The sequence below is a fragment of the Bacillota bacterium genome, from assembly GCA_040757205.1.
In the GTDB taxonomy this organism is placed as follows: Bacteria; Bacillota; Desulfotomaculia; order Desulfotomaculales; family Desulforudaceae; genus Desulforudis.
Genome location: JBFLXL010000013.1, coordinates 1 through 18,986 on the forward strand (window position 1 = coordinate 1; position 18,986 = coordinate 18,986).

At 64.4% G+C, this 18,986-nt stretch carries 18 protein-coding genes; 2 read left to right on the top strand and 16 right to left on the bottom strand.

Annotation, left to right across the window (positions count from 1 at the left end; translation table 11 throughout):
- Nucleotides 1–292 precede the first annotated feature (292 nt).
- The 4 genes from AB1402_09005 to galT all read right to left on the bottom strand — a co-directional run bounded on the left by AB1402_09005 (nt 293) and on the right by galT (nt 4,915).
- On the bottom strand, nt 293–880 hold the full coding sequence (locus AB1402_09005) for a flavodoxin family protein (protein ID MEW6541733.1): 588 nt from the start codon (nt 878–880) through the stop codon (nt 293–295).
- Nucleotides 881–1,026: 146 nt separating this feature from the next.
- Nucleotides 1,027–2,223 carry a Xaa-Pro peptidase family protein gene (locus AB1402_09010; protein ID MEW6541734.1) on the bottom strand — a complete coding sequence of 399 codons (1,197 nt, stop codon included), beginning with the start codon at nt 2,221–2,223 and terminating at the stop codon, nt 1,027–1,029.
- Between the two features lie 140 nt (nt 2,224–2,363).
- The gene (glgA, locus tag AB1402_09015; protein ID MEW6541735.1) at nt 2,364–3,866 is read right to left on the bottom strand and encodes a glycogen synthase GlgA; all 1,503 of its coding nucleotides are present in this window, start codon (nt 3,864–3,866) and stop codon (nt 2,364–2,366) included.
- Between the two features lie 14 nt (nt 3,867–3,880).
- On the bottom strand, nt 3,881–4,915 hold the full coding sequence (gene galT / locus AB1402_09020; GenBank protein ID MEW6541736.1) for a galactose-1-phosphate uridylyltransferase: 1,035 nt from the start codon (nt 4,913–4,915) through the stop codon (nt 3,881–3,883).
- Nucleotides 4,916–5,077: 162 nt separating this feature from the next.
- Between galT and AB1402_09025 the strand changes: the two genes are divergently transcribed.
- Nucleotides 5,078–5,698, top strand: a complete 621-nt coding sequence (locus AB1402_09025; GenBank protein ID MEW6541737.1) for a septum site-determining protein MinC — start codon at nt 5,078–5,080, stop codon at nt 5,696–5,698.
- On the opposite strand, the gene AB1402_09030 is transcribed toward AB1402_09025, so the two are convergent.
- Entirely contained in the window at nt 5,685–6,284 is a 600-nt protein-coding gene (locus tag AB1402_09030; GenBank protein ID MEW6541738.1) for an NUDIX hydrolase, read from the bottom strand. The genes AB1402_09025 and AB1402_09030 overlap by 14 nt on opposite strands.
- A 160-nt stretch (nt 6,285–6,444) precedes the next feature.
- On the opposite strand from AB1402_09030, the gene AB1402_09035 reads away from it, so the two are divergent.
- Complete coding sequence (locus AB1402_09035) at nt 6,445–6,873, top strand: Hsp20/alpha crystallin family protein (GenBank protein MEW6541739.1); 429 nt, start codon at nt 6,445–6,447, stop codon at nt 6,871–6,873.
- An 8-nt stretch (nt 6,874–6,881) separates the two neighbouring features.
- On the opposite strand, the gene AB1402_09040 is transcribed toward AB1402_09035, so the two are convergent.
- From AB1402_09040 to cobA, 11 genes are all read right to left on the bottom strand, one after another.
- Entirely contained in the window at nt 6,882–7,115 is a 234-nt protein-coding gene (locus tag AB1402_09040; protein MEW6541740.1) for a hypothetical protein, read from the bottom strand.
- Between the two features lie 170 nt (nt 7,116–7,285).
- Nucleotides 7,286–9,037 carry an NADH-dependent [FeFe] hydrogenase, group A6 gene (locus AB1402_09045; protein MEW6541741.1) on the bottom strand — a complete coding sequence of 584 codons (1,752 nt, stop codon included), beginning with the start codon at nt 9,035–9,037 and terminating at the stop codon, nt 7,286–7,288.
- A complete protein-coding gene (nuoF, locus tag AB1402_09050) occupies nt 9,037–10,779 on the bottom strand; it encodes an NADH-quinone oxidoreductase subunit NuoF (GenBank protein ID MEW6541742.1) in 1,743 nt (580 codons plus the stop codon). Before nuoF ends, AB1402_09045 begins: the two co-directional genes overlap by 1 nt.
- Before the next feature lie 22 nt (nt 10,780–10,801).
- Nucleotides 10,802–11,275, bottom strand: a complete 474-nt coding sequence (nuoE, locus tag AB1402_09055) for an NADH-quinone oxidoreductase subunit NuoE (protein MEW6541743.1) — start codon at nt 11,273–11,275, stop codon at nt 10,802–10,804.
- 221 nt (nt 11,276–11,496) lie between these two features.
- The gene (gene hemL / locus AB1402_09060; GenBank protein MEW6541744.1) at nt 11,497–12,795 is read right to left on the bottom strand and encodes a glutamate-1-semialdehyde 2,1-aminomutase; all 1,299 of its coding nucleotides are present in this window, start codon (nt 12,793–12,795) and stop codon (nt 11,497–11,499) included.
- Between the two features lie 86 nt (nt 12,796–12,881).
- A complete protein-coding gene (locus tag AB1402_09065; GenBank protein MEW6541745.1) occupies nt 12,882–13,349 on the bottom strand; it encodes an Lrp/AsnC family transcriptional regulator in 468 nt (155 codons plus the stop codon).
- Nucleotides 13,339–13,812, bottom strand: coding sequence for an AsnC family transcriptional regulator (locus tag AB1402_09070; GenBank protein MEW6541746.1), 474 nt, complete (start codon nt 13,810–13,812; stop codon nt 13,339–13,341). Before AB1402_09070 ends, AB1402_09065 begins: the two co-directional genes overlap by 11 nt.
- The gene (nirJ2, locus tag AB1402_09075) at nt 13,802–14,806 is read right to left on the bottom strand and encodes a putative heme d1 biosynthesis radical SAM protein NirJ2 (GenBank protein ID MEW6541747.1); all 1,005 of its coding nucleotides are present in this window, start codon (nt 14,804–14,806) and stop codon (nt 13,802–13,804) included. Before nirJ2 ends, AB1402_09070 begins: the two co-directional genes overlap by 11 nt.
- A gap of 93 nt (nt 14,807–14,899) precedes the next feature.
- Nucleotides 14,900–15,877 carry a porphobilinogen synthase gene (gene hemB / locus AB1402_09080; GenBank protein ID MEW6541748.1) on the bottom strand — a complete coding sequence of 326 codons (978 nt, stop codon included), beginning with the start codon at nt 15,875–15,877 and terminating at the stop codon, nt 14,900–14,902.
- Between the two features lie 160 nt (nt 15,878–16,037).
- Nucleotides 16,038–17,423, bottom strand: coding sequence for a radical SAM protein (locus AB1402_09085; protein ID MEW6541749.1), 1,386 nt, complete (start codon nt 17,421–17,423; stop codon nt 16,038–16,040).
- Nucleotides 17,416–18,969 (bottom strand): uroporphyrinogen-III C-methyltransferase, encoded by a 1,554-nt coding sequence (gene cobA, locus AB1402_09090; GenBank protein MEW6541750.1) that lies wholly within the window; start codon nt 18,967–18,969, stop codon nt 17,416–17,418. The genes AB1402_09085 and cobA overlap by 8 nt, the downstream gene beginning before the upstream one ends.
- Nucleotides 18,970–18,986: the final 17 nt, after the last annotated feature.

Consider the following 18,986-nt stretch of genomic DNA (forward strand, 5'->3'; position numbering starts at 1 on the left):
GTGTATACTTGGAGCACGGTTTCAGGGGGTGACATTTTCTCAGGCCACTTTAACGATCTTAAGGGGTGACATTTTCTCAGGCCAAATTAGCGTGTTCTAAGGTGACATTTTCACTGGCCGTTGACAGACTTACAGTCGTCGGCCGATCAGTCCTGAGGGGCGATTGATCGCCGGCCCGGGCGGTGGACTAACACATACTTCCTTTGTTCCAGGAAGCCTTCCACAACCCGGGCGATGAGGGTAGCTTCCTCGAGTAGAGACCTCGCGCCGGGTTCTGATCGCGCTTTCCAGATTATATCATCCGGCCCAGGCGCCGGGCTTGAGCCACAATACGGGCCGGAATCTGTTCCAGGTCCCGGGTGCCGGCCAGGGTGACCGTGCCCCGCCGGCGCATGCCCGCCGCCCTGAAGACCATGTCCATGCTCCTGAGGGCCCCGGAGCTTTGCCTGAACAACACGTTGACGGGGCTGGGACTGGTACAGGCGGTGATCAGCACGTACTCCTGATTCCTGGACAGGCGCGGCCTTAAGCCGCGGCCCTTGGGGCTCTCCGCCACGTAACCCACGATCCGGTCAAAGAGGTTCTTGACGATCGCCGGCACGTTGGCCCAGTAGGTGGGAGCCGCCAGGACCACCACGTCCGCCGCCGTGATTTTGCGCGCCAGGGGGTCCAGGTCGTCGCCCATCCCGCAGCGGCCCGCCGACCGGCAAGCCATACAGCCCCGGCAGTACCGGATGTCCAGATCGTACAGATGCACCAATTCCACAGTGTGGCCGCCGGCCGCCGCCTCCTCCAGCACCTTATCCAGGAGCGTGCCCACCTTCCCGTGGCGGCGCGGGCTGCCCAGGATCCCCAACACGTTTTTAACCATTTTCCCCATTGCCTTAAGTCCTCTTCCCTTTCGGCAGCGTCAGACATTCTTTGCCCACCGCTTTATTGCGGGGGGGCAACAAAGGGGACTGTCCTTTTTTTCTTTTGGGCTTCGGTTGGGCTTGGGCTACCTTTCTTCGTTGCCGGCATCCACAATTAGGCGAGTTCGATTATTTCGTCGGGGTAGTTGGTGAGCCGTTCGAGCCCGTCTTCCGTGATCACGAAGGTGTTCTCGATGCCGACCGCGCCGAGGCCCGGGAAGACGAACTTCGGTTCCACGGCGATGACCATGTTCGCCTCCAGCTTGTTTTCCCGGCCGGGGGCCAATACCGGCAGTTCGTTAAGCTCCAAGCCCACCCCGTGTCCCACGAAGCGGACCGGGTTGTCATAACCCATGAAGTGGGGTGCCAGCCCGGCCTCCTCCGCCAGGGTCCGGGCCCGCTCGTACACCGCGGCGGTGGTCTTGCCGGGGCGGATCTCCGCCGCCAGCGTGTTCTGGATGTCCAGGGCGGTCCGGTGCGCCCGCTGCAGTGTTTCCGGCAGGGTGCCAGCCACGAAGATCCGGGTGATGTCCACGATGTAGCCGCGGAAGATGCCGGGGTAGTCCACCACCACCGGTTCGTCGCGGGCCAGCTTCTTGAAGGAGGCGCCGAAGCGGAACTCCGGGCCGACCCCCGCCCCACCCGTCGCGCCGTCGAAAAAGCCGGCCTGGGTAGCGGTCACTCCAGTCATGAAGTGCCCCCAGAAGGTCTCGGCGTTCAAGCCCCGCATGCGCAAAAGCCCCTGGTGCCCCATGCGGCGGGCCACGGCCTCAAACAGGCCGGCCATCTCCACCTCGGAACGCCCTTCGCGGACGATGTCCGGCAGGGTGGCGAACATCGCGTCCGCCCGGCGCCCGGCGTCGCGCAGGAGAGCAAGCTCGTAGGGGGTCTTCACGGCCCGGAGTTCCTTGACGAGCGACGAGCAGTCGACCAGTTCGGCCTCCGGGAACACCTTCTGATAACGAAAGTAGGCCTGTACCGGCAGCACGTCCAGCTCCAGGCCGAGCCGCCCCGGCACGGGGCAACCCGCTTCCTGGATCAGTCCGGGCAGTTGGCTGAAACTCTGGATGGGGACCACGTCGTCCAGGGCGGCGTCGGCCCGGGCGGAGGCCCAGTCCCGGCGGACCATAAACCGGGGCGTGCCCTGGGCCGGCACGTATAGATGACCGTCCTGAAAAGTACCGGTGAAGTACACGAGGTCAGCGCTTTGTACCAGCAGGGCCCCGTCGATCCCGCGTTCCTGCAGCCGTTCCTGGAATTTCAACCACCGGGCCGCGAATTCGCCGGGCGGGCACAAAATCTCCGGCAACAATTCAATAACACCCCCTATGTGGCTTCAGCAAGGATTTCCACTAATGCTACCGCCGAAACCACCCCCTGTCAACATGGAAAGACGGCCGTCCCGGAGAGGACGGCCGTCCTGTACGCACACAGCTTTGCGCCGCCCGGCTTTCAGGCGATGCGGATGCCTCTTTCCTCGCCGGCCTTTTCCATGGCGTCCCGGTACAACTGGAGGTATTCCACGGCCGAACGGGCCCAGGAGAAGTCCATCTCCATGGCGTTTCGCACCAACCGCCCCCAGGCTTGGTGGTCTTCCCGGCAGAGCTTCAGGGCCCGGGCGATGGCGCTGTATAGGGCCCGGGCGTCGTACTCCTTGAAGACGAAACCGTTGCCGCCGCCGGTGGCCGGATCGTACTCGCTCACCGTGTCGGCCAGGCCGCCGGTTTCCCGCACGATGGGGATGGCTCCGTAGCGCAGGCTGATCAACTGCCCCAGCCCGCAGGGCTCAAAGCGGGACGGCATCAGGAACATGTCCGAACCGGCATAGATACGCTGGGCCAAAACGAGGTTGAAGCCGATGTGGGCGGCGATCTTCCCGGGATGCCGGACCTTCATCTCCCGGAACATATCCTCGTAGTATTTGTCGCCCTTGCCTAGGACCACCAGTTGAATATCCAGGCGCATCAATTCCTCGCTGATCTCGGCGATCAAATCCAGGCCCTTTTGGTCCGCCAGCCGCGTGATCAGCCCGATCACCGGGACGTCCCGGACCGGCAGGTTCATTTCCCGCTGCAGGGTGTATTTGTTCTCTTTTTTGTGTTCCCAATGGTCGGCGTCGTAGTTCCGGTGCAGGCGCGGGTCGGTTTTCGGGTCAAACTCGTGGTAGTTGATCCCGTTGACGATGCCGTAGAGTTCGTGCGCCCGCTGCCGCAGCACGCCCTCCATCCGCTGCCCGTATTCAGGGGTCTGGATCTCCCGGACGTAAGTGCGGCTTACGGTGGACAGCACGTCGGCGTACTTGATCCCGGCTTTCATGAAGCTCACGCTGCCGTAGAACTCCAATTCCTCGGGCCGGAAGTACTCCTTGCCCAGGCCCAGCATGGGCAGCACTTCCTTGGGGTAGTTCCCCTGGTACTGCAGGTTGTGAATCGTGAAAACGGTGGCGATGCGGCTGAAAAACGGGTCCCCGCGGTAGTGCGTCTTCAGAAACAGCGGAATCGGCCCGCACTGCCAGTCATTGCAGTGGATGACGTCCGGCTGCCAGCCCAACCGGGGCAGCATCTCCAGCACCGCTTTGCTGAAGAAGCCGAACCGCTCGGCCTCGTCGTCGAAGTCGTAGATGCCGTCCCGGTAGTAGTACTGGTAGTTGTCGATCATGTACACCAAAACGGTGTGGTGCGCCCCCTGGAACTGAGCCTCGATTTCGCGCTGCCGGATGATCGCCTCGTGATTCTTGTCGGCGAACCAGACCGGAAAGTCGGTAACGTACCGGGTGTCCTCGATCATTTTGTAGCGGGGCATCGCCACCCGTACATCGTGATGCGGCAGCCCATGGTCGACAACGGTCGCGAGCGCCTTGGGCAAGGAACCGGCGACGTCGGCCAGGCCCCCGGTCTTGGCGAACGGAACCACTTCCGAGGAAACGAAGAGTATTTTCAGCGGACGGTCAAACATGCCTTGACACCTCCTTAAGGAATAGTGTGCGCGTGGGGCGGCGCGAAAGCCTCTTCGAGCGCGTCCCGGAGCGCCTCGGCCGCCAGTTCCGGGGGCGTCGGGTTGATGAAGTACCCCGTCCCCAGCTCGTAGCCGGCCGTGATCGTCAACCGGGGCATGATTTCGAAGTGCCAGTGGTAGAATACGTCCCCGCCCACGTTGATGGGCGAGGTGTGGAGTACCAGGTTGTACGGCGGCCGGCACACGGCATCCGAGAGCCTGAGCAAGGCCCCCCGCAGGACCGGGGCCAGGTCGCGGATGCATTCCTCGCCGATCTGGGCGAAGTCGGCCTGATGTTCCTTGGGTAGAATCCACATCTCAAACGGGTAACGAGCGGCGAAAGGCACCAGGCACACAAAACGCTCACTCTCCAGCACCACCCGGTCCCTTCCGGACAGCTCCTGGCGAACCACGTCGCAGTAGGCGCACGCATTGCGGTGCCGCCGGTATTCGTGCAGCCCGGCCAACTCCTCGGCTACATCAGCCGGAACCATGGGGATGGCGATCAACTGGGAGTGCGTGTGCTCCAGAGACGCGCCCCCGGTGCGCCCCTTGTTCTTGAAAATTTGAACGTACTTCAGCCTGGTGTCGTGGCGGAGAGCCAGCGAACGGGCCCGCCAAGCCCAGAGGACCTCCTCCACCTGGCGGTCGGTCTGGTTGACCAAGTCCGGTTCGTGATCGGTGGATTCCACGATTACTTCGTGGACGCCGATTCCGTTCATGCCCTCATAGATGCCGTCATGCCACGTATAGTGGCCCTCGTCGGGGCGAACGGCCGGAAATTTGTTCGGCACAACCCGGATCCACCAACCCGGCTGGTTGGCGGGAGAGTTGGCCTCCCGGAAAGCCAGGATTTCCGGGGGGGTCTTATCCTCGTTACCGACACACAGGGGGCAGTTGCCCGGATTGAGCTGGTCGGAAGGGCACTTGAAATCGCGGGGACGCTTCGCCCTTTCGGTGGCGATGATCACCCAGCGGTCCACTACCGGGTCCTTGCGCCACTCCGGCATTGATTAGGCCTCCTTTCAAAACGGAGTCACGGCGAATCATGTTTTTCTACAGTAGAATGGTGCACTCGATCAGGTTTTTTTATGCCGCAGGGAGGAAAAAAGTCGTGGATGATCGAAATAACTATGGAAGGGCATACCCGGCAACATTAGGAAGGGATTGGCTTGTCGAGCGAAGTGCAAATCAAGGGTACCCGGCACGGACTGATGATCTTGTTGCCCCAGACGAGTGATTTTGACGAATTGAAAGATGTCCTGCGCCGAAAGATGGAGTCAGCAAACGGGTTTTTCCGCGGGGCACGCTTTTTCCTGCGGCCGGAGCAAGCTTCCTTGCCGGCGCATCAGCAGGAGGAGTTGGAGTTGATGCTGGTCGGGTACGGCATGGTGCCGGTCCGGGAGGCACGCGCCGCGCGCCCGCCTTCACGCCCCAAGCCGCCGGCGCCGTCCGGCGACCGCACACATATCGTTTGGCGTGCCATCCGGTCGGGCCAGCGAGTCCGAAATGATCTCGGCCACCTGGTAATCATGGGGAACGTGCATTCCGGCGCTCTGGCCGAGGCCGGGGGCCACGTTCTGATAATGGGCAGTTCGTCGGGTACGGTGCGGGCCGGGATATACGGCGACCGGCAGGCAAAGGTGGCCGGCCTGGACTTTCGCGGGGGAGTGGTTTCCATCGCGGACACCGTGGTGCTGATCGGGGAGTCAAAAACCAGTCCCCCGCCAGGACCGCACCAGGCCCTGCTGAAGGCCGAGGAAATGATCTTTGTGCCGTTTACGGCGAAGTAGGACGGAAGGATGACCGCTCCGGACCGTTTGCACCCGTCCCGGACGGTTCTTTGGAGCCCAGTTCCCGCACCACGGTCAGCAATCCCACCAGTGATTTGCCGTCCCGGATCGTACCCTCGCCGATCATCGCCAGCGCCTTCTCCAGCGGAACAAGGTCCACCTCGATGAACTCGTCCGCATCCGCGGACGCCTCTTTGGGTTCGAGTTCCGTGGCCAGAAACACGTGCATCCGCTCACTGGTGAAGCCAGGCGTGGAATAATAACTGCACACCAGACGCCAATCCCGGGCCGCAAAACCGGTTTCTTCCAGCAGTTCCCGCCGGGCGCAGGCCAGCGGGTCCTCTCCAGCCTCCAGCTTCCCCGCCGGTATTTCGAGCAACTCCTCCCCCACGGGATAGCGGTATTGGCGCACCAACACCACCCGGCCGAGGGCGTCCAGCGCAACGACGGCTACCGCGCCGGCGTACTCCACCACCTCGCGGGAGCCGGTGCGGCCGTCCGGCAGCAAGACCGTATCCACCCGGACGCGCAGAATATTGCCCTGGAAAACATATTCCGAAGACAGCCGCTTTTCTTTCAAGTCCAATTCCGCCTGAGTCCCCCCGTTTCTGTGTGCGGATCTATCTCCTTAACATAACCAGTTTTCGGTGTTCGGCCGGCGGTTCCCTGCCCCGGCGGTACATAATGGCGCCGGCCAGAAACAATAATAAGAAGAAACAAGACGGTAACAGGAGGCAAACACAAAAATGGGCCTTAGACGTTGGGATCCCCCCGAATTGGCGACCCTGCGCGAACAAATGAACCGGCTGTGGGACACGCTGCGGACCGGCACGCGGGAGGCCGCCGCGCCGCGTATCGACGTGCACCAAACCGAGGACGAAGTAATCACGGTCGCGGAGCTGCCGGGCGTGCCGTCCAAAGACGACGTCGAAGTTCACGTCACCAAGGACTCCGTCTCCATCCGCGGGGAGATCAAGCGGGTGCATGATGTTCGTGAAGATGACTACATCCACAGCGAGCGGTTCTACGGCAGTTTTTCGCGAACCGTGCCCCTTCCGGTCGAGGTGAAACCCAATGAGGCAAGGGCGCACTTCGAGAACGGCATCCTGGAGATTCGGATTCCCAAGACCGAAGCCGGCCGCAGACCCAAGGCGCACCGCGTGGACATCAATTAGCCTTTTTGTTAGCCTTTGGGTGAGGGCCGGATCCCCAGCTCGGCGAGGTGGTCGATGATTGTTTGCAGGTCCAGCCGCCCCCGGAGGATAACCCTGCCGTTGACGGCCAAAGCCGGCAGCAGGAAGGCGTCGCGGCGCAAATCCGCGTCCGCGATGGTCTCGAGTTGCCGGTAGGCCACCATCACCCGGTCACCGTAGCGTAAACGCAGCACTTTTTGCAGCAGCCTGAACTGGGCGTCCACGGGGAGCACGTCCCCCATGCTGTCCGGCGGTCAGCAGGGCGCCTCAATGCCCTCGGCGGTTTCACCGATCACCCACACCAAGGCCTCCGCCGGCATCCCGTTCCCGGTCCCGGTCAAACCTCATCACCCCCACCAAAAGGGGGACTGTCCCCTATTCCACCGCCGGTCCCCTACTCGTTCTCGGCCGGCTCCGGGTGAGCCGACCGCGGCGTGTAGCTGGTATGCAAAAGCCAGTGCGACTTCTGGCCCAGGGGTTTGCCCAGGAATCGCTCGTAAAGCTCGATGATCGCCGGATTCTCGTGGGATTTGCGCAACTGCATTCCCTTGTCCGCGCGGTAGATCCCGGCGGCGCGCCGCTGCCGGACTTCGGGATTGGTGCCGATCGGCTGGCCGCCCCCGCCGATGCAGCCGCCGGGGCAGGCCATCACCTCGATGAAGTGACAGTCCTTCAACTCGCCGGCAACAAGCCTTTCCATCAGCATCCGGGCGTGACCCAGACCATGGGCCACCATCACCTTGACCGGGCTGCCCTCCAGGTCGACATCCGCTTGCCGGACACCGTCCGGCCCACGCACCGCCTCGATGTCGATCCCGGGCAAAGGTTTCCCGGTAACCAGTTCGTAGGCCGTGCGCAGCGCCGCCTCCATCACTCCGCCGGTCGCGCCGAATATGGCTCCGGCTCCGGTCGAGAGGCCCAGCGGCCGGTCATACTCCTCGTCGGGCATATTGTTCAGGTCGATGCAGGCCTCGTGCAGCATTCGGACCAGTTCCCGGGTGGTGAGCACCACGTCCACGTCCCGGTAACCGCTGGCGTTCATCTCGGGCCGGCCGGCCTCGAATTTCTTGGCCGTACAAGGCATGAGCGAAACCACCACGATATCCTTGGGATCGATCCCGGCCTGCTCCGCGTAGTAGGTCTTGGCCAGCGCCCCGAACATCTGCTGCGGCGACTTGGCAGTGGACAGGTGCGGCAAAAACTCGGGATAGAAATGCTCGATGAACTTGATCCACCCCGGGCTGCACGACGTGATCATCGGCAGCGGCCCGCCTTTCGCGAGGCGGTCGATCAACTCGTTTCCTTCCTCGACGATGGTGAGGTCCGCCGCAAAGTCGGTGTCGAACACCCGGTCAAAACCGAGGCGCCGCAAGGCGGCCACCATTTTGCCGGTCACCAGCGTGCCCGGAGGCAAGCCGAACGCCTCGCCCAGGGTGACTCTGGTCGCGGGCGCGGTCTGCACCACCACGTGTTTGGCCGGGTCGGCCAGCGCCGCCCAAACGGCCCCCGTGTCGTCCCGCTCGTAGATAGCGCCCACGGGGCAGACCAGCGCGCACTGGCCGCAGTGCACGCAGACCGACTCACCCAGGGGCAGGTTGTACGGGGGAGCGATCACCGTGGCGAAGCCGCGCAACTGCGGCCCGATGGCGTGCACCGTCTGCACGTCGGCGCAAACCGTGACGCAGCGCCGGCAATAGATGCACTTCTGGGGCTCCCGGATGATCGCCGGACTGGAGTCATCCTTCTTGTAAAGGGTCCGGGAAACCCGCTGAAACCGGATCTCCCGGAGCCCCATCAGGTTTGCGGTCTCCTGCAATTCACAGCTGCCGCTCCGGATGCAGAGCAGGCACTCGTTCGGGTGGTCGGAAAGCATCAACTCCAGGATCATCCGGCGGGCATTCCGGATGCCGGGTGTGCCGGTCCGCACCACCATTCCCTCGGTGGCGGGGAGGGTACAGGAGGCCAGGTATGTGCGCGCGCCCTCGACCTCCACGATGCACATGCGGCAGGCCCCGACCCGGTGGTTCAGCTGCTTCAGGTAGCAGAGGGTCGGAACGGCGATGCCCAGGTGCCGGGCCGCGTCCAGCACGGTGGTTCCCGGTTCGACCGTTACGGGCCGGCCGTCTATGGTCAGAGTAACCGCCATCAGCTTCTCCCTCCCTGCTTCTTGGCATTGTCGGCCTGCGCCGGGCCGATGCGCATGGGACAGGCGCCGGTAGAACACTGTTTTTCGACCGCGTGCCGCTCGTATTCGTGCCGGTAGTGCCGGGTCGTGCTCAAAACCGGGTTCCCGGCGGTCTGGCCCAAGCCGCACAGCGCGGTCTTCCGGACGGTGTTGGCCAGTTCGATCAAAAGGTCCACGTCTTCCTTCCCCGCGCGGCCCTGGGTCAGCCGGGTGAGGATCTCCAGCATCCGCCTGGTGCCGATCCGGCACGGGGTGCACTTCCCACAGGACTCGTCCTGCACAAAATCCATGAAGAACCGCGCCACGTCGACCATGCAGCTGTCCTCGTCCAGGACGATCAAGCCGCCCGACCCCATGATGGAGTCAAGCGCGGCCAAAGCCTCGTAGTCGATCGGCGTGTCGATGTACGCCGCCGGGATGGCGCCCCCCGACGGCCCGCCGCTCTGGATCGCCTTCAAGCTTTTGCCGTTTTGTATTCCGCCGCCGATACCGTATACCACTTCCCGCAGGGTGGTGCCCAGGGGCACTTCCACCAGGCCGGTGTTGACGATCTTGCCGGCCAGGGCGAACACCTTGGTCCCCTTGCTCTTCCCGGTGCCGATGCCCGCGTACCAGTCGCCGCCGCGCAGGATGATCGGGGCGATGTTCGCCCACGTCTCCACGTTGTTGATTACGGTGGGCTTATCATAAAGGCCGCACTGGGCCGGGAACGGCGGGCGGGGGCGCGGTTCGCCGCGCTTGCCCGCGATAGAATGCAGGAGCGCCGTCTCCTCGCCGCACACAAAAGCGCCGGCGCCAACGCGGATCTCGACGTTGAAGCCGAATCCCGATTCCAAAATGTCTATGCTCAGAAGACCCATTTCCCGGGCGCTTTTGATGGCCGCCTCGAAATTCTTGATCGCCAGCGGGTACTCCGCCCGGATGTAGGCGTAACCCTTAGACGCCCCCACGGCGTAACCGCCGATGATCATTCCCTCCAGTACCGAGTGCGGGTCACCCTCCAGTACGCTCCGGTCCATAAACGCTCCGGGATCCCCCTCATCACCGTTGCAAACCACGTACTTGAGCTCGCCTGGAGCCTGCAGGGTGAATTGCCATTTCAGGCCGGTGGGGAAACCCGCCCCGCCGCGCCCGCGCAGCCCGGACTTCTTCATCTCCTCGACGACCTGTTCCCTGGTCATTCCGTTCAACACCTGGGCCAGCGCCGCATACCCGTCCCGGCCGATGTATTCCTCGATGGAAAGGGGATCGATGATCCCACAGTTGCGGAGCACAATCCGCTGCTGCCGGTTGAAGAAGGGAATCTCGGGCAGGCGCGCCAGCACTTTGCCGGTGTCCGGGCACCGGTGCAGCAGGCGGTTCACCGGGCGCCCCTCCCGAAAGTGCCCGGCGACCAGGGATTCCACGGCGTGAGCGGCGACCTTCTCGTAAAAAATCCCGTCCGGGTAAACGGTGATCATCGGTCCCAGGTTGCACGGCCCCATGCAGCCGGTCTCAATCACCCGAACTTTCGCTTCCAGACCTTGTTTCCTGATTTCGTCAACGAGCGCGTTCTTCACGGACCTGCAACCGGAAGAGATGCAGCCAGTACCACCACAGACCAGAGCGTGGTGCTCGTACCCGTCAACCGGCCGTTCGTTCGCCCGCAGCCGCAGCGCCTCGCGCGCCTTGGTCCGCAACCTCGCCAGTCCGGCAGTGTTCATCAGTCCACCCCCCTACATACAGCTACTTGTACTGCTCCAGAATTCCGGGCACCTTTTCCGGATCTACCCCGGCGTGCACATCCTCGTCCACCGTGACCACCGGCGCCAAGGCGCAGCAGCCGATGCAGCGGACCACGTCCAGCGAGAAGCGCCGGTCCGGCGTGGTGTCTGGGGCCTTGATCCCCAACTCCTGTTCCAAACGGGCTTTTACCGCGGCCGCACCCTTGACGTAGCAGGCGGTGCCGTTGCACAGGGCGATGCCATGACGCCCGCGCGGCCGGAAGATGAAAAAGGCGTAAAAGGACGCCGTCCCGTAAACCTCGGTCAGGGAAAGCCCCAGTGCGTCGGCTGCCTCCACCAACACGGGCTTGGGCAGGTAACCCGCGGCCTGCTGGATCTGGGAGAGCACCTGGATCAGGCTGGCCGGCTCACCGCGGTGCGCCTCTATGTAGCTCGTCAACTGGTTATGGTCGTAAAGTGGTTCTTGCTGGGGCACGGACGATTCCCCTTTCACTGCCAATTGGTTATTACCGCTTTGTTCCCGCTGTTCACAGAAGTTTGACGGATACCGGGTTTTTCCTGCCTTTTCTTAATATAGAGAAAATTCAGACCCGAACCAGCCCAAAAAGACCGCCGGAAGGCGTACAGAAACCGAAAGGTCGGTCTTCCAGGCGCCGGCGGGTCACAAACGGCATCCAAGTTTAGATTATAGCGGTCCTACCCGGAAAAAGCAAACCGAAAAGCTTCCTCGCAGGCCTCCAGGGTGCGGTCAAGGTGTTTGTCGGTGTGTGCCGTCGACAGGAACGACGCCTCGAATTGGGCCGGGGCGATGTACACCCCGCGCTCCAGAAGCGCCTGGAAGTAGCGGCTGTACCGGGCGGTGTCCGAACGCAGCGCGCCCGCAAAGTCGGTCACCGGGCCGGGCTGAAAGAATACGCACAGCATTGAGCCGGTCCGGGTGATGTGCACTTCGGCCCCGGTCAGGGCGGCGGCCTCTTCTAGTCCCCGCGCCAGCCGCATGGCCTTCAACTCCAGAGCCTCGTAAACGCCCGGCTCGGCCAGCACCTTGATGGTCGCGATCCCGGCGGCCATGGCCAGCGGATTTCCGGACAGGGTTCCGGCCTGGTAGACCGGCCCGGACGGAGCCACCTGTTCCATGATGTCGCGCCCCCCCCCGTAGGCCCCGACCGGCAACCCGCCCCCGATGATCTTCCCGAGGCAGGTGAGGTCGGGTTGGACGCTGTAAAGATTCTGGGCCCCACCGTAAGTCAGCCGGAATCCGGTGATCACCTCGTCGAAGATGAGCAGGGCGCCGTACGCCGCGGTCAGGTCCCGCAAGCCCTTCAGGAAGCCGGGGCGGGGCGGGACCAGGCCCATGTTCGCGGGCACCGGCTCGACGATCACCGCCGCGATCTCCTCCCCGCGCTGGGCGAAAAGCGCCTGCAGGCCTTCCAGGTCGTTGAAAGCGGCCACAATGGTGTTGCGGGCCGTGTCCTCCGGCACTCCGGGGCTGGTCGGCACCCCCAGGGTGAGCGCCCCGGATCCGGCCTTGACCAAGAGCGCGTCGGCGTGTCCGTGGTAACAACCTTCGAATTTCACGATCTTTTCACGCTTGGTGTGGGCCCGTGCCAGCCGTAGCGCGCTCATGGCGGCCTCGGTGCCGGAATTGACCAGCCGAACCAGCTCCACGGAAGGCAGGGCCTCCACGAGGAGCCGCGCCAACTCGATCTCGAGTTCGTTCGGCGCCCCAAAACTGGTCCCGAACTCGGCGCACTCCTTTACGGCCCGGATCACTTCCGGGTGGGCGTGCCCCAATATCAGGGGGCCCCACGAGGCTACGTAGTCGATGTACCGGTTGCCGTCCACATCGCACAGGACCGCTCCTTCGCCCCGCTGAAAGAACACCGGGTCGCCCCCCACCGCCTTGAAGGCGCGGACGGGGCTGTTCACGCCGCCCGGCATGTAGGTCTGGGCCCGGGCGAACATCTCGGCCGACCGGCGGTGCTTCCGCGTCATAACATCACTCCTTTGGTTTTGCCGGCGTCGGTTTCCCGGCAACGATTTCCGGAATTAAGACCGATTCCGGACCGCCTTTGTGTTTTCTACCGGAAATACTGCATGCTGCTCCGTTTCAGTTCGGCCTTGCTGAAAAGCACGACATATTCGCCGAGGCCGGCGGCGGCACTGATCTGCCGCACCAGTTCGCCGCACTCGGCCTCGGTGGGGCGGTGCACCATGGCGTAAAGGTTGTACGGCCAGCCGGGCGCGGGGGTTCGCTGGTAGCAGTGGGTCACTTCGGGGTAGGCGGCGACGGCCGGGCCGGCCCGCTCGATATCCGCGGGCGGCACCACCCAGGCCACCAGGGCGTTGCCGCCGTAACCGACATGCTGGTGCCGCAGGGCGGCCCCAAAGCGGCGCATCAGGCCCCGCTTGAGAAAATCCGCAGCCGTTTCCAGGAGCGCCTCTTCCATCACCCCGAGGCGCCGGGCCATCCCGGCGAAAGGACGGCTCTCGACCGGCAGGTCCCCCTGAAGCTCAAGAACGGCCTGCTTTTCGTAGTCACTCAGCATCTTTCACCTCGGGCACCTTGAACCGTACTTTGATCTTGAACACGCGTTCGGCCGGCAGGCTCAAGACGTGGCCGATCCCGGCCCGCGTTTTAATTTCTTCGATTATTCGCCGGACCGCCTCGGTGGACGGGGCCAGCACCGTGAACCACATGTTGTACTCGTGGTCGCGGAGGTAGTTGTGGCTGACTTCAGGGTAGGAGTTGACCACCGCGGCCACCGCGTCGATCCGTTCGGCGGGGACCCGCACCGCGCAGAGCGTGCCGGTGTAGCCGAGTTTGCGCGAGTCGAAGAACCCGCCCATCCGCCGGATGATCTTGGCTTCCCGGAGCCGCGCCAAGCGGTTGAGGACCTCGGCTTCGTCCACACCGAGCGCGGCCGCGATCTCCAGATACGGCCGGGTGGAGAGCGGGATCTGTTGCTGGATCAGTTCCAGGAGCCGCCGGTCGGTATCGTCAAGCTTCATGCGCCGCCACCCGCCCCCCGCGATAGAGGCACCAGGGTTCCTCAGCCATGTAGTCTCCGTGGTAGAACTCGGCCCGCGCCCGGCAGCCGCCGCAGGTGTCGCTGTACTCGCAGGTCCCGCACTTCCCGGAGTAGCGCCGGGAACGCAGGACCCGGAACAGTTCGGCTTCCCGCCACATCTTTCCGAACGAGGCCTCGCGCACGTTGCCGACGGCCTTGTCCAAGTAGGCGCACGCCTGCAGGTCGCCGACGGGGTTGATCAGGCCGTAGGCGATGCCGGCCAGGCAGCCGCGCGTGAACCGCGTTTTCACCCCGAGCTGGTCGGCCACCCGGATGAACTGCGGGGCGCAGGTCGGCTTCACTTCCAGGCCGGCCGTTTGCTGCTTCTTGAGGAGCCGGCGCAACAAACGCTCGTACTGCTGAGCGCGCAAGGTGGTGTGCTCGATGGCCAGAGCCCGGCCGGTCGGCACCAGGAAGAACACGTGGTGGGCCATGCCGCCCAACTCCACGACCAGGTCGGTCAGCCCCTCGACTTCTTCCTCGTTCCAGTCCATCACCGTGGTGTGCACCTGGAAGGGCAGACCGGCCGCGCGGCAGTTTTTCATCCCTTCCACCGCCGCCTGCCAGGAACCGCGCTCGGCCCGGAAGCCGTCGTGGGCGCCCGGGTCCACGCTGTCCAGGCTGATCCCGATCGCCCGCGCCCCGGCATGGACCAGCCGGCCGGCAACCTCCGGGGTGATCAGGGTGCCGTTGGAACCCAGCACCGGACGCAGCCCGCGGGACGCGGCGTAGGCGATGAGGTCGTAGATGTCGGGCCGTATCAGCGGCTCGCCGCCGGAGAAAATCATGATCTTGAAGCCGGCCGCGGCGATTTCGTCGATGAGCGCCTTGCCCTCGGCCGTGTTCAATTCGTCCTCGGCCTTTTGGCCCGCATCGCGATAGCAGTGAGCGCAGGCCAGGTTGCACATATTGGTGGTGTTCCAGGAGACCAGCATTTCTATCCCTCACTCAGTCCTCAGGTTCCGGAAGAAGTAATATGGAAGAAGTAATATCATGACGTGCTTTACTCAGTCCTCAGTCCTCAGTCCTCAGTCCTCATTTTTTAGCCGGCGGGCGACGTCTATGGCGAAATAGGTCAAGATGATGTCGGCGCCCGCGCGCTTCATTCCGGTCAGCATCTCCAGGACCAGCGCCCGCTCGTCGATCCAGCCCTTCTGGGCCGCGGCCTTCACCAGAGCGTATTCGCCGCTCACGTTGTAGGCCGCCACCGGCACCTCGAACGCGTCCTTTACGCGCCGGATGACGTCCAGGTAAGCCAGCGCCGGCTTGACCATCACGATGTCGGCGCCTTCCTCCAGGTCCAGGGCCACCTCGCGCAGCGCCTCGAGCGCGTTGGCCGGGTCCATCTGATAGGTCCGGCGGTCGCCGAACTGCGGCGCCGACCCGGCGGCGTCCCGGAACGGGCCGTAGAAGGCGGACGCGTACTTGGCGGCGTAGGACATTACCGGCACCTCTGCAAAACCTTCGGCGTCCAGGAGCGTGCGGATGACCCCCACCCGGCCGTCCATCATGTCCGACGGGGCGACGATGTCGGCACCGGCCCGCGCGTGGGACAGGGCGGTTTTGGCCAGGAGTTCCACCGAGGGGTCGTTCAGGACCACTCCGTTTTCCACCAGCCCGCAGTGGCCGTGGTCGGTGTAGGCGCACAAGCACACGTCGGTGATCACCAGGAGGTCCGGGTAACGCTCCTTGATCGCCGCCACGCCGCGCTGGACCACCCCGTCGGCGGTGTAGGCCCCGGAGGCTCTCGCGTCCTTGGCCGCCGGCACCCCGAACACGATGATCCCCGGAATCCCGAGGGCCGTGACCTCCTGCAGCAGGACGGTCAAGGTGTCCACCGAGTGGCGGTACACTCCGGGCATGGACGGCACCGGCTCAATCACCCCCCGGCCTTCCGTGATGAACACCGGCAGGATCAGGTCGTCCACCTCGAGCTTGGTCTCCCGGACCAGCCGCCGGATAACCGACCCCCGGCGCAGCCTCCGCATTCTCGTCCTCACCCCCATACCCACCCCCAAAAAGGTGTCAGACACTTTTTGACTTTCCTTGACTTTCCCAAATGGAAACTGAAAGCACAGTGAATACGGGTTGGATAGTCAATAACATCCTGATTTATGTTACCCAGTTCAGAAAAGGTGTCTGACACCTTTTCACCAGAGGTTGCTTTTACACGCGCGGCAAAGCCGCTTTTCTATCTTCTCTGTGAAAAAGGGGCCTGGCCCCTTTCTCGGGTTGGATTTCGGCTTCGGTCAGGTAGCAGGCCGGGTCGGCCGCCCAGAAGTCGCCGCTCACCGCCTCGGCCCGCGGCCGAAAGTTGCCGTTGCAGATTTCCAGCCAGCGGCAGGCCGCACACCGCCCCTGCAAGAGCGGCCGGCGGTTTTTGAGCCCCGCCATAATCGGGTGTCCGGTATCGGTCCAGATCTCCCCGAACTTGCGCTCCCGCACGTTGCCGAGGTCATGGTTCATGGTGAACTGATCCGGATGCACGTTCCCGTACCAGTCCACGGCCCCGATGGCGATGCCGCTCCGGTTGCCGCCGGACATCCTCAGCCATTCCCAGACCTGGGCGGCCCGCTCGGGCTGCTCGCGTTGTAGCCTCAGGTAGATGTAGGGGGCGTCGGCGTGGTTGTCGACGGTCAGGATTTCCTTCTCCAGCCCCCGCTCGAAAAGGTCTGCCGTCCGGTCGTAAATCCGGTCCAGGACCGCCCGCTTCTCTTCCGGCGGCAGGTCCTGTTCCACCAGCCGGCTCCCCCGGCCGGAATACACCAGGTGGTAGAAGCAGACTCGGTTCACTTCTTCGGCCTCCACCAAGTCGAAGATGGTGTCGATCTCCCGGTAGTTGTCGCGCGTGATCGTGAACCGCAAACCCACCCGCTGCCCGACGGCCACGCAGTGGCGGATGCCCTCCAGCGCGGCCTCGAAGGCGCCGGTGTACCCGCGGATCGCGTCGTTGGTCTCTCGGATACCGTCGATGCTCACCCCCACGTAGCCAACCCCGGTCTCTTTGAGTTGCCAGGCCGTCTCCCGGGTGATGAAGGTGCCGTTGGTGGAGACCACGGGCCGCAGGCCCCGCTCCCGGGCGTAGGCCGCCAGTTCGTAGAAGTCGGGCCGCAAAAGCGGCTCGCCTCCGGAGAAGAGCAGCACGGGCACGCGAAACTCGGCCAGGTCGTCGATCAGCCGACGCGCTTCCGCCGTGGTCAGCTCGCCGGGATCCCGGGCGGCGGTGGCGCTGGCGTAACAGTGTATACACTTCAAGTTGCAGGCCCGGGTCGAGTTCCAGACCACCACCGGGCCCATTGCGCCCGACCCACTGGCGTGGGTGCCCCGACTAACGTGGGTGCCCCGACCGGCGCAGGCACCCCCACCGACGTGAGTGCTCCTACAGCCATGGGCACCCTGATCTGCGTGGGTGTTCCGACTGGCGCATGTACCCCCACTGACCTGCGTGCCCCCGCCGCCGGCCGGGGCACCCGCATCAGTGGGTCGGCACCGGTAGCGCAGGTGGTCCCCCGACTCGCTTTTCCCGGACACCATCTTGGAGATGCTAAGCAATACCTTCACTCCCACCGAAGTAGTCCCGCACGGCCCGGACCAGGCCGTCGATCGTATACTCGCGGGCCACCGCCGCGACCTCCAGCCCGAACTCCCGGGCGGTTTGCGCGGTCACCGGCCCGATGCAGATCACCGCCGCTCCTGACAACAGACCGGGCACGTCTTCCGCCCCCAGGGCGCCCACGAAGTTGCGCACCGTCGAGGAACTGGTAAAGGTCACCGCATGCACCCGCCCCTCGGCGAGCAGCCGACGCACCGGGCCTGCGTTCCCGTCCACGGCCGCCGTGCGGTAGGCGGTGACGTCGCTCACCGCCGCTCCCGCCCGGGTCAACGCCTCGGCCAACTCCGGCGGCGCGATGTCGGCCCGGGGCATGAGCACCCGCTCCCCGGGGCGCAAAAGTGCGCGCAGCCCGTCCGCGATCCGCTCGGCCCGGTATTCCTCCGGAATGTAGGCCACTTGAAACCCGCGGCCAACCAGCGCCTCCCGGGTGCGCGGCCCGATAGCGCAGAGCCGCGCCGGGCCGAGTTCCCGGATGTCCCGCTCCAGTTCGCGGAAACGGTTGAAGAAATAGTCGACCCCGTTCACGCTGGTGAACACGATCCACTGGTAACTTCCAATCTCACCGACAGCCCGGTCCAGGGGGCCGTAGTCGTCCGGCGGGCGGATGGCGATGGTCGGAAACTCCAGGGCCTCGCCCCCCAGCCGGGTGATCCGCTCCGACAGCGCGGATGCCTGCTCCCGCGACCGGGTGACCAGGATCCGCCGCCCGAACAAGGGCTTTTGCTCGAACCAGCGCAGGTGCGGCCGCATCCGGCACACCTCGCCGACCACGATCACGGCCGGGTTCTTGAGTCCCGCCACCCGGACCCGTTCCACGATGTCGTCCAGGGTGCCCTCCACCGTTTCCTGCTCGGGCAGCGTCCCCCAGCGGATGACGGCCACCGGCGTGGAAGCGTCCCGGCCGTGCCGCACCAGCCGCGCCACAATGTCGGGCAAGTTGGCCATGCCCATCAGGAACACGATGGTGCCGGCCCCGGTGCTGAGTTTGTCCCAGGCGATGGCGGTCTCGTCCTTGGCGGGGTCTTCATTCCCGGTGATCACGGCCACCGAGGCCGTGAAGTCCCGGTGGGTCAGCGGGATGCCCGCGTACGCGGGCGCCGCCACCGCCGAGGTCACCCCGGGCACCACTTCGAACGGAATGCCCAGCTCCGCCAGGTATTCGGCTTCCTCGCCGCCGCGGCCGAAGACAAAGGGGTCGCCCCCTTTAAGCCGGGTCACCGTCAGCCCGGCCCCGGCCCTGGCAGCCAACAAGCCGTTGATCTCGTCTTGGGTCAGGGTGTGCCCTTCCGGGGATTTCCCGGCAAAGACCAGTTCGGCTTCCGGCCGGGCGTGCACCAAAATCCGCGGGTTGACCAGGCGGTCGTACACCACCACGTCCGCTTCCCGGATGCAGGCCAAGCCCTTCAACGTCAACAGGCCGGCGTCACCCGGACCGGCCCCGACCAGGTACACCAAACCGTGAGCCGTCACGTCCTTGAACTCCACTCCTCCGAAAATAGAAT

Coding starts and splice junctions, on each gene's coding strand:
- AB1402_09005 (MEW6541733.1), bottom strand. CDS start 880: ATGGGGAAAATGGTTAAAAACGTGTTGGGGATCCTGGGCAGCCCGCGC.
- glgA (MEW6541735.1), bottom strand. CDS start 3,866: ATGTTTGACCGTCCGCTGAAAATACTCTTCGTTTCCTCGGAAGTGGTT.
- galT (MEW6541736.1), bottom strand. CDS start 4,915: ATGCCGGAGTGGCGCAAGGACCCGGTAGTGGACCGCTGGGTGATCATC.
- AB1402_09035 (MEW6541739.1), top strand. CDS start 6,445: ATGGGCCTTAGACGTTGGGATCCCCCCGAATTGGCGACCCTGCGCGAA.
- AB1402_09045 (MEW6541741.1), bottom strand. CDS start 9,037: ATGGCGGTTACTCTGACCATAGACGGCCGGCCCGTAACGGTCGAACCG.
- nuoF (MEW6541742.1), bottom strand. CDS start 10,779: ATGAACACTGCCGGACTGGCGAGGTTGCGGACCAAGGCGCGCGAGGCG.
- hemL (MEW6541744.1), bottom strand. CDS start 12,795: ATGACGCGGAAGCACCGCCGGTCGGCCGAGATGTTCGCCCGGGCCCAG.
- AB1402_09065 (MEW6541745.1), bottom strand. CDS start 13,349: ATGCTGAGTGACTACGAAAAGCAGGCCGTTCTTGAGCTTCAGGGGGAC.
- AB1402_09070 (MEW6541746.1), bottom strand. CDS start 13,812: ATGAAGCTTGACGATACCGACCGGCGGCTCCTGGAACTGATCCAGCAA.
- nirJ2 (MEW6541747.1), bottom strand. CDS start 14,806: ATGCTGGTCTCCTGGAACACCACCAATATGTGCAACCTGGCCTGCGCT.
- hemB (MEW6541748.1), bottom strand. CDS start 15,877: ATGGGGGTGAGGACGAGAATGCGGAGGCTGCGCCGGGGGTCGGTTATC.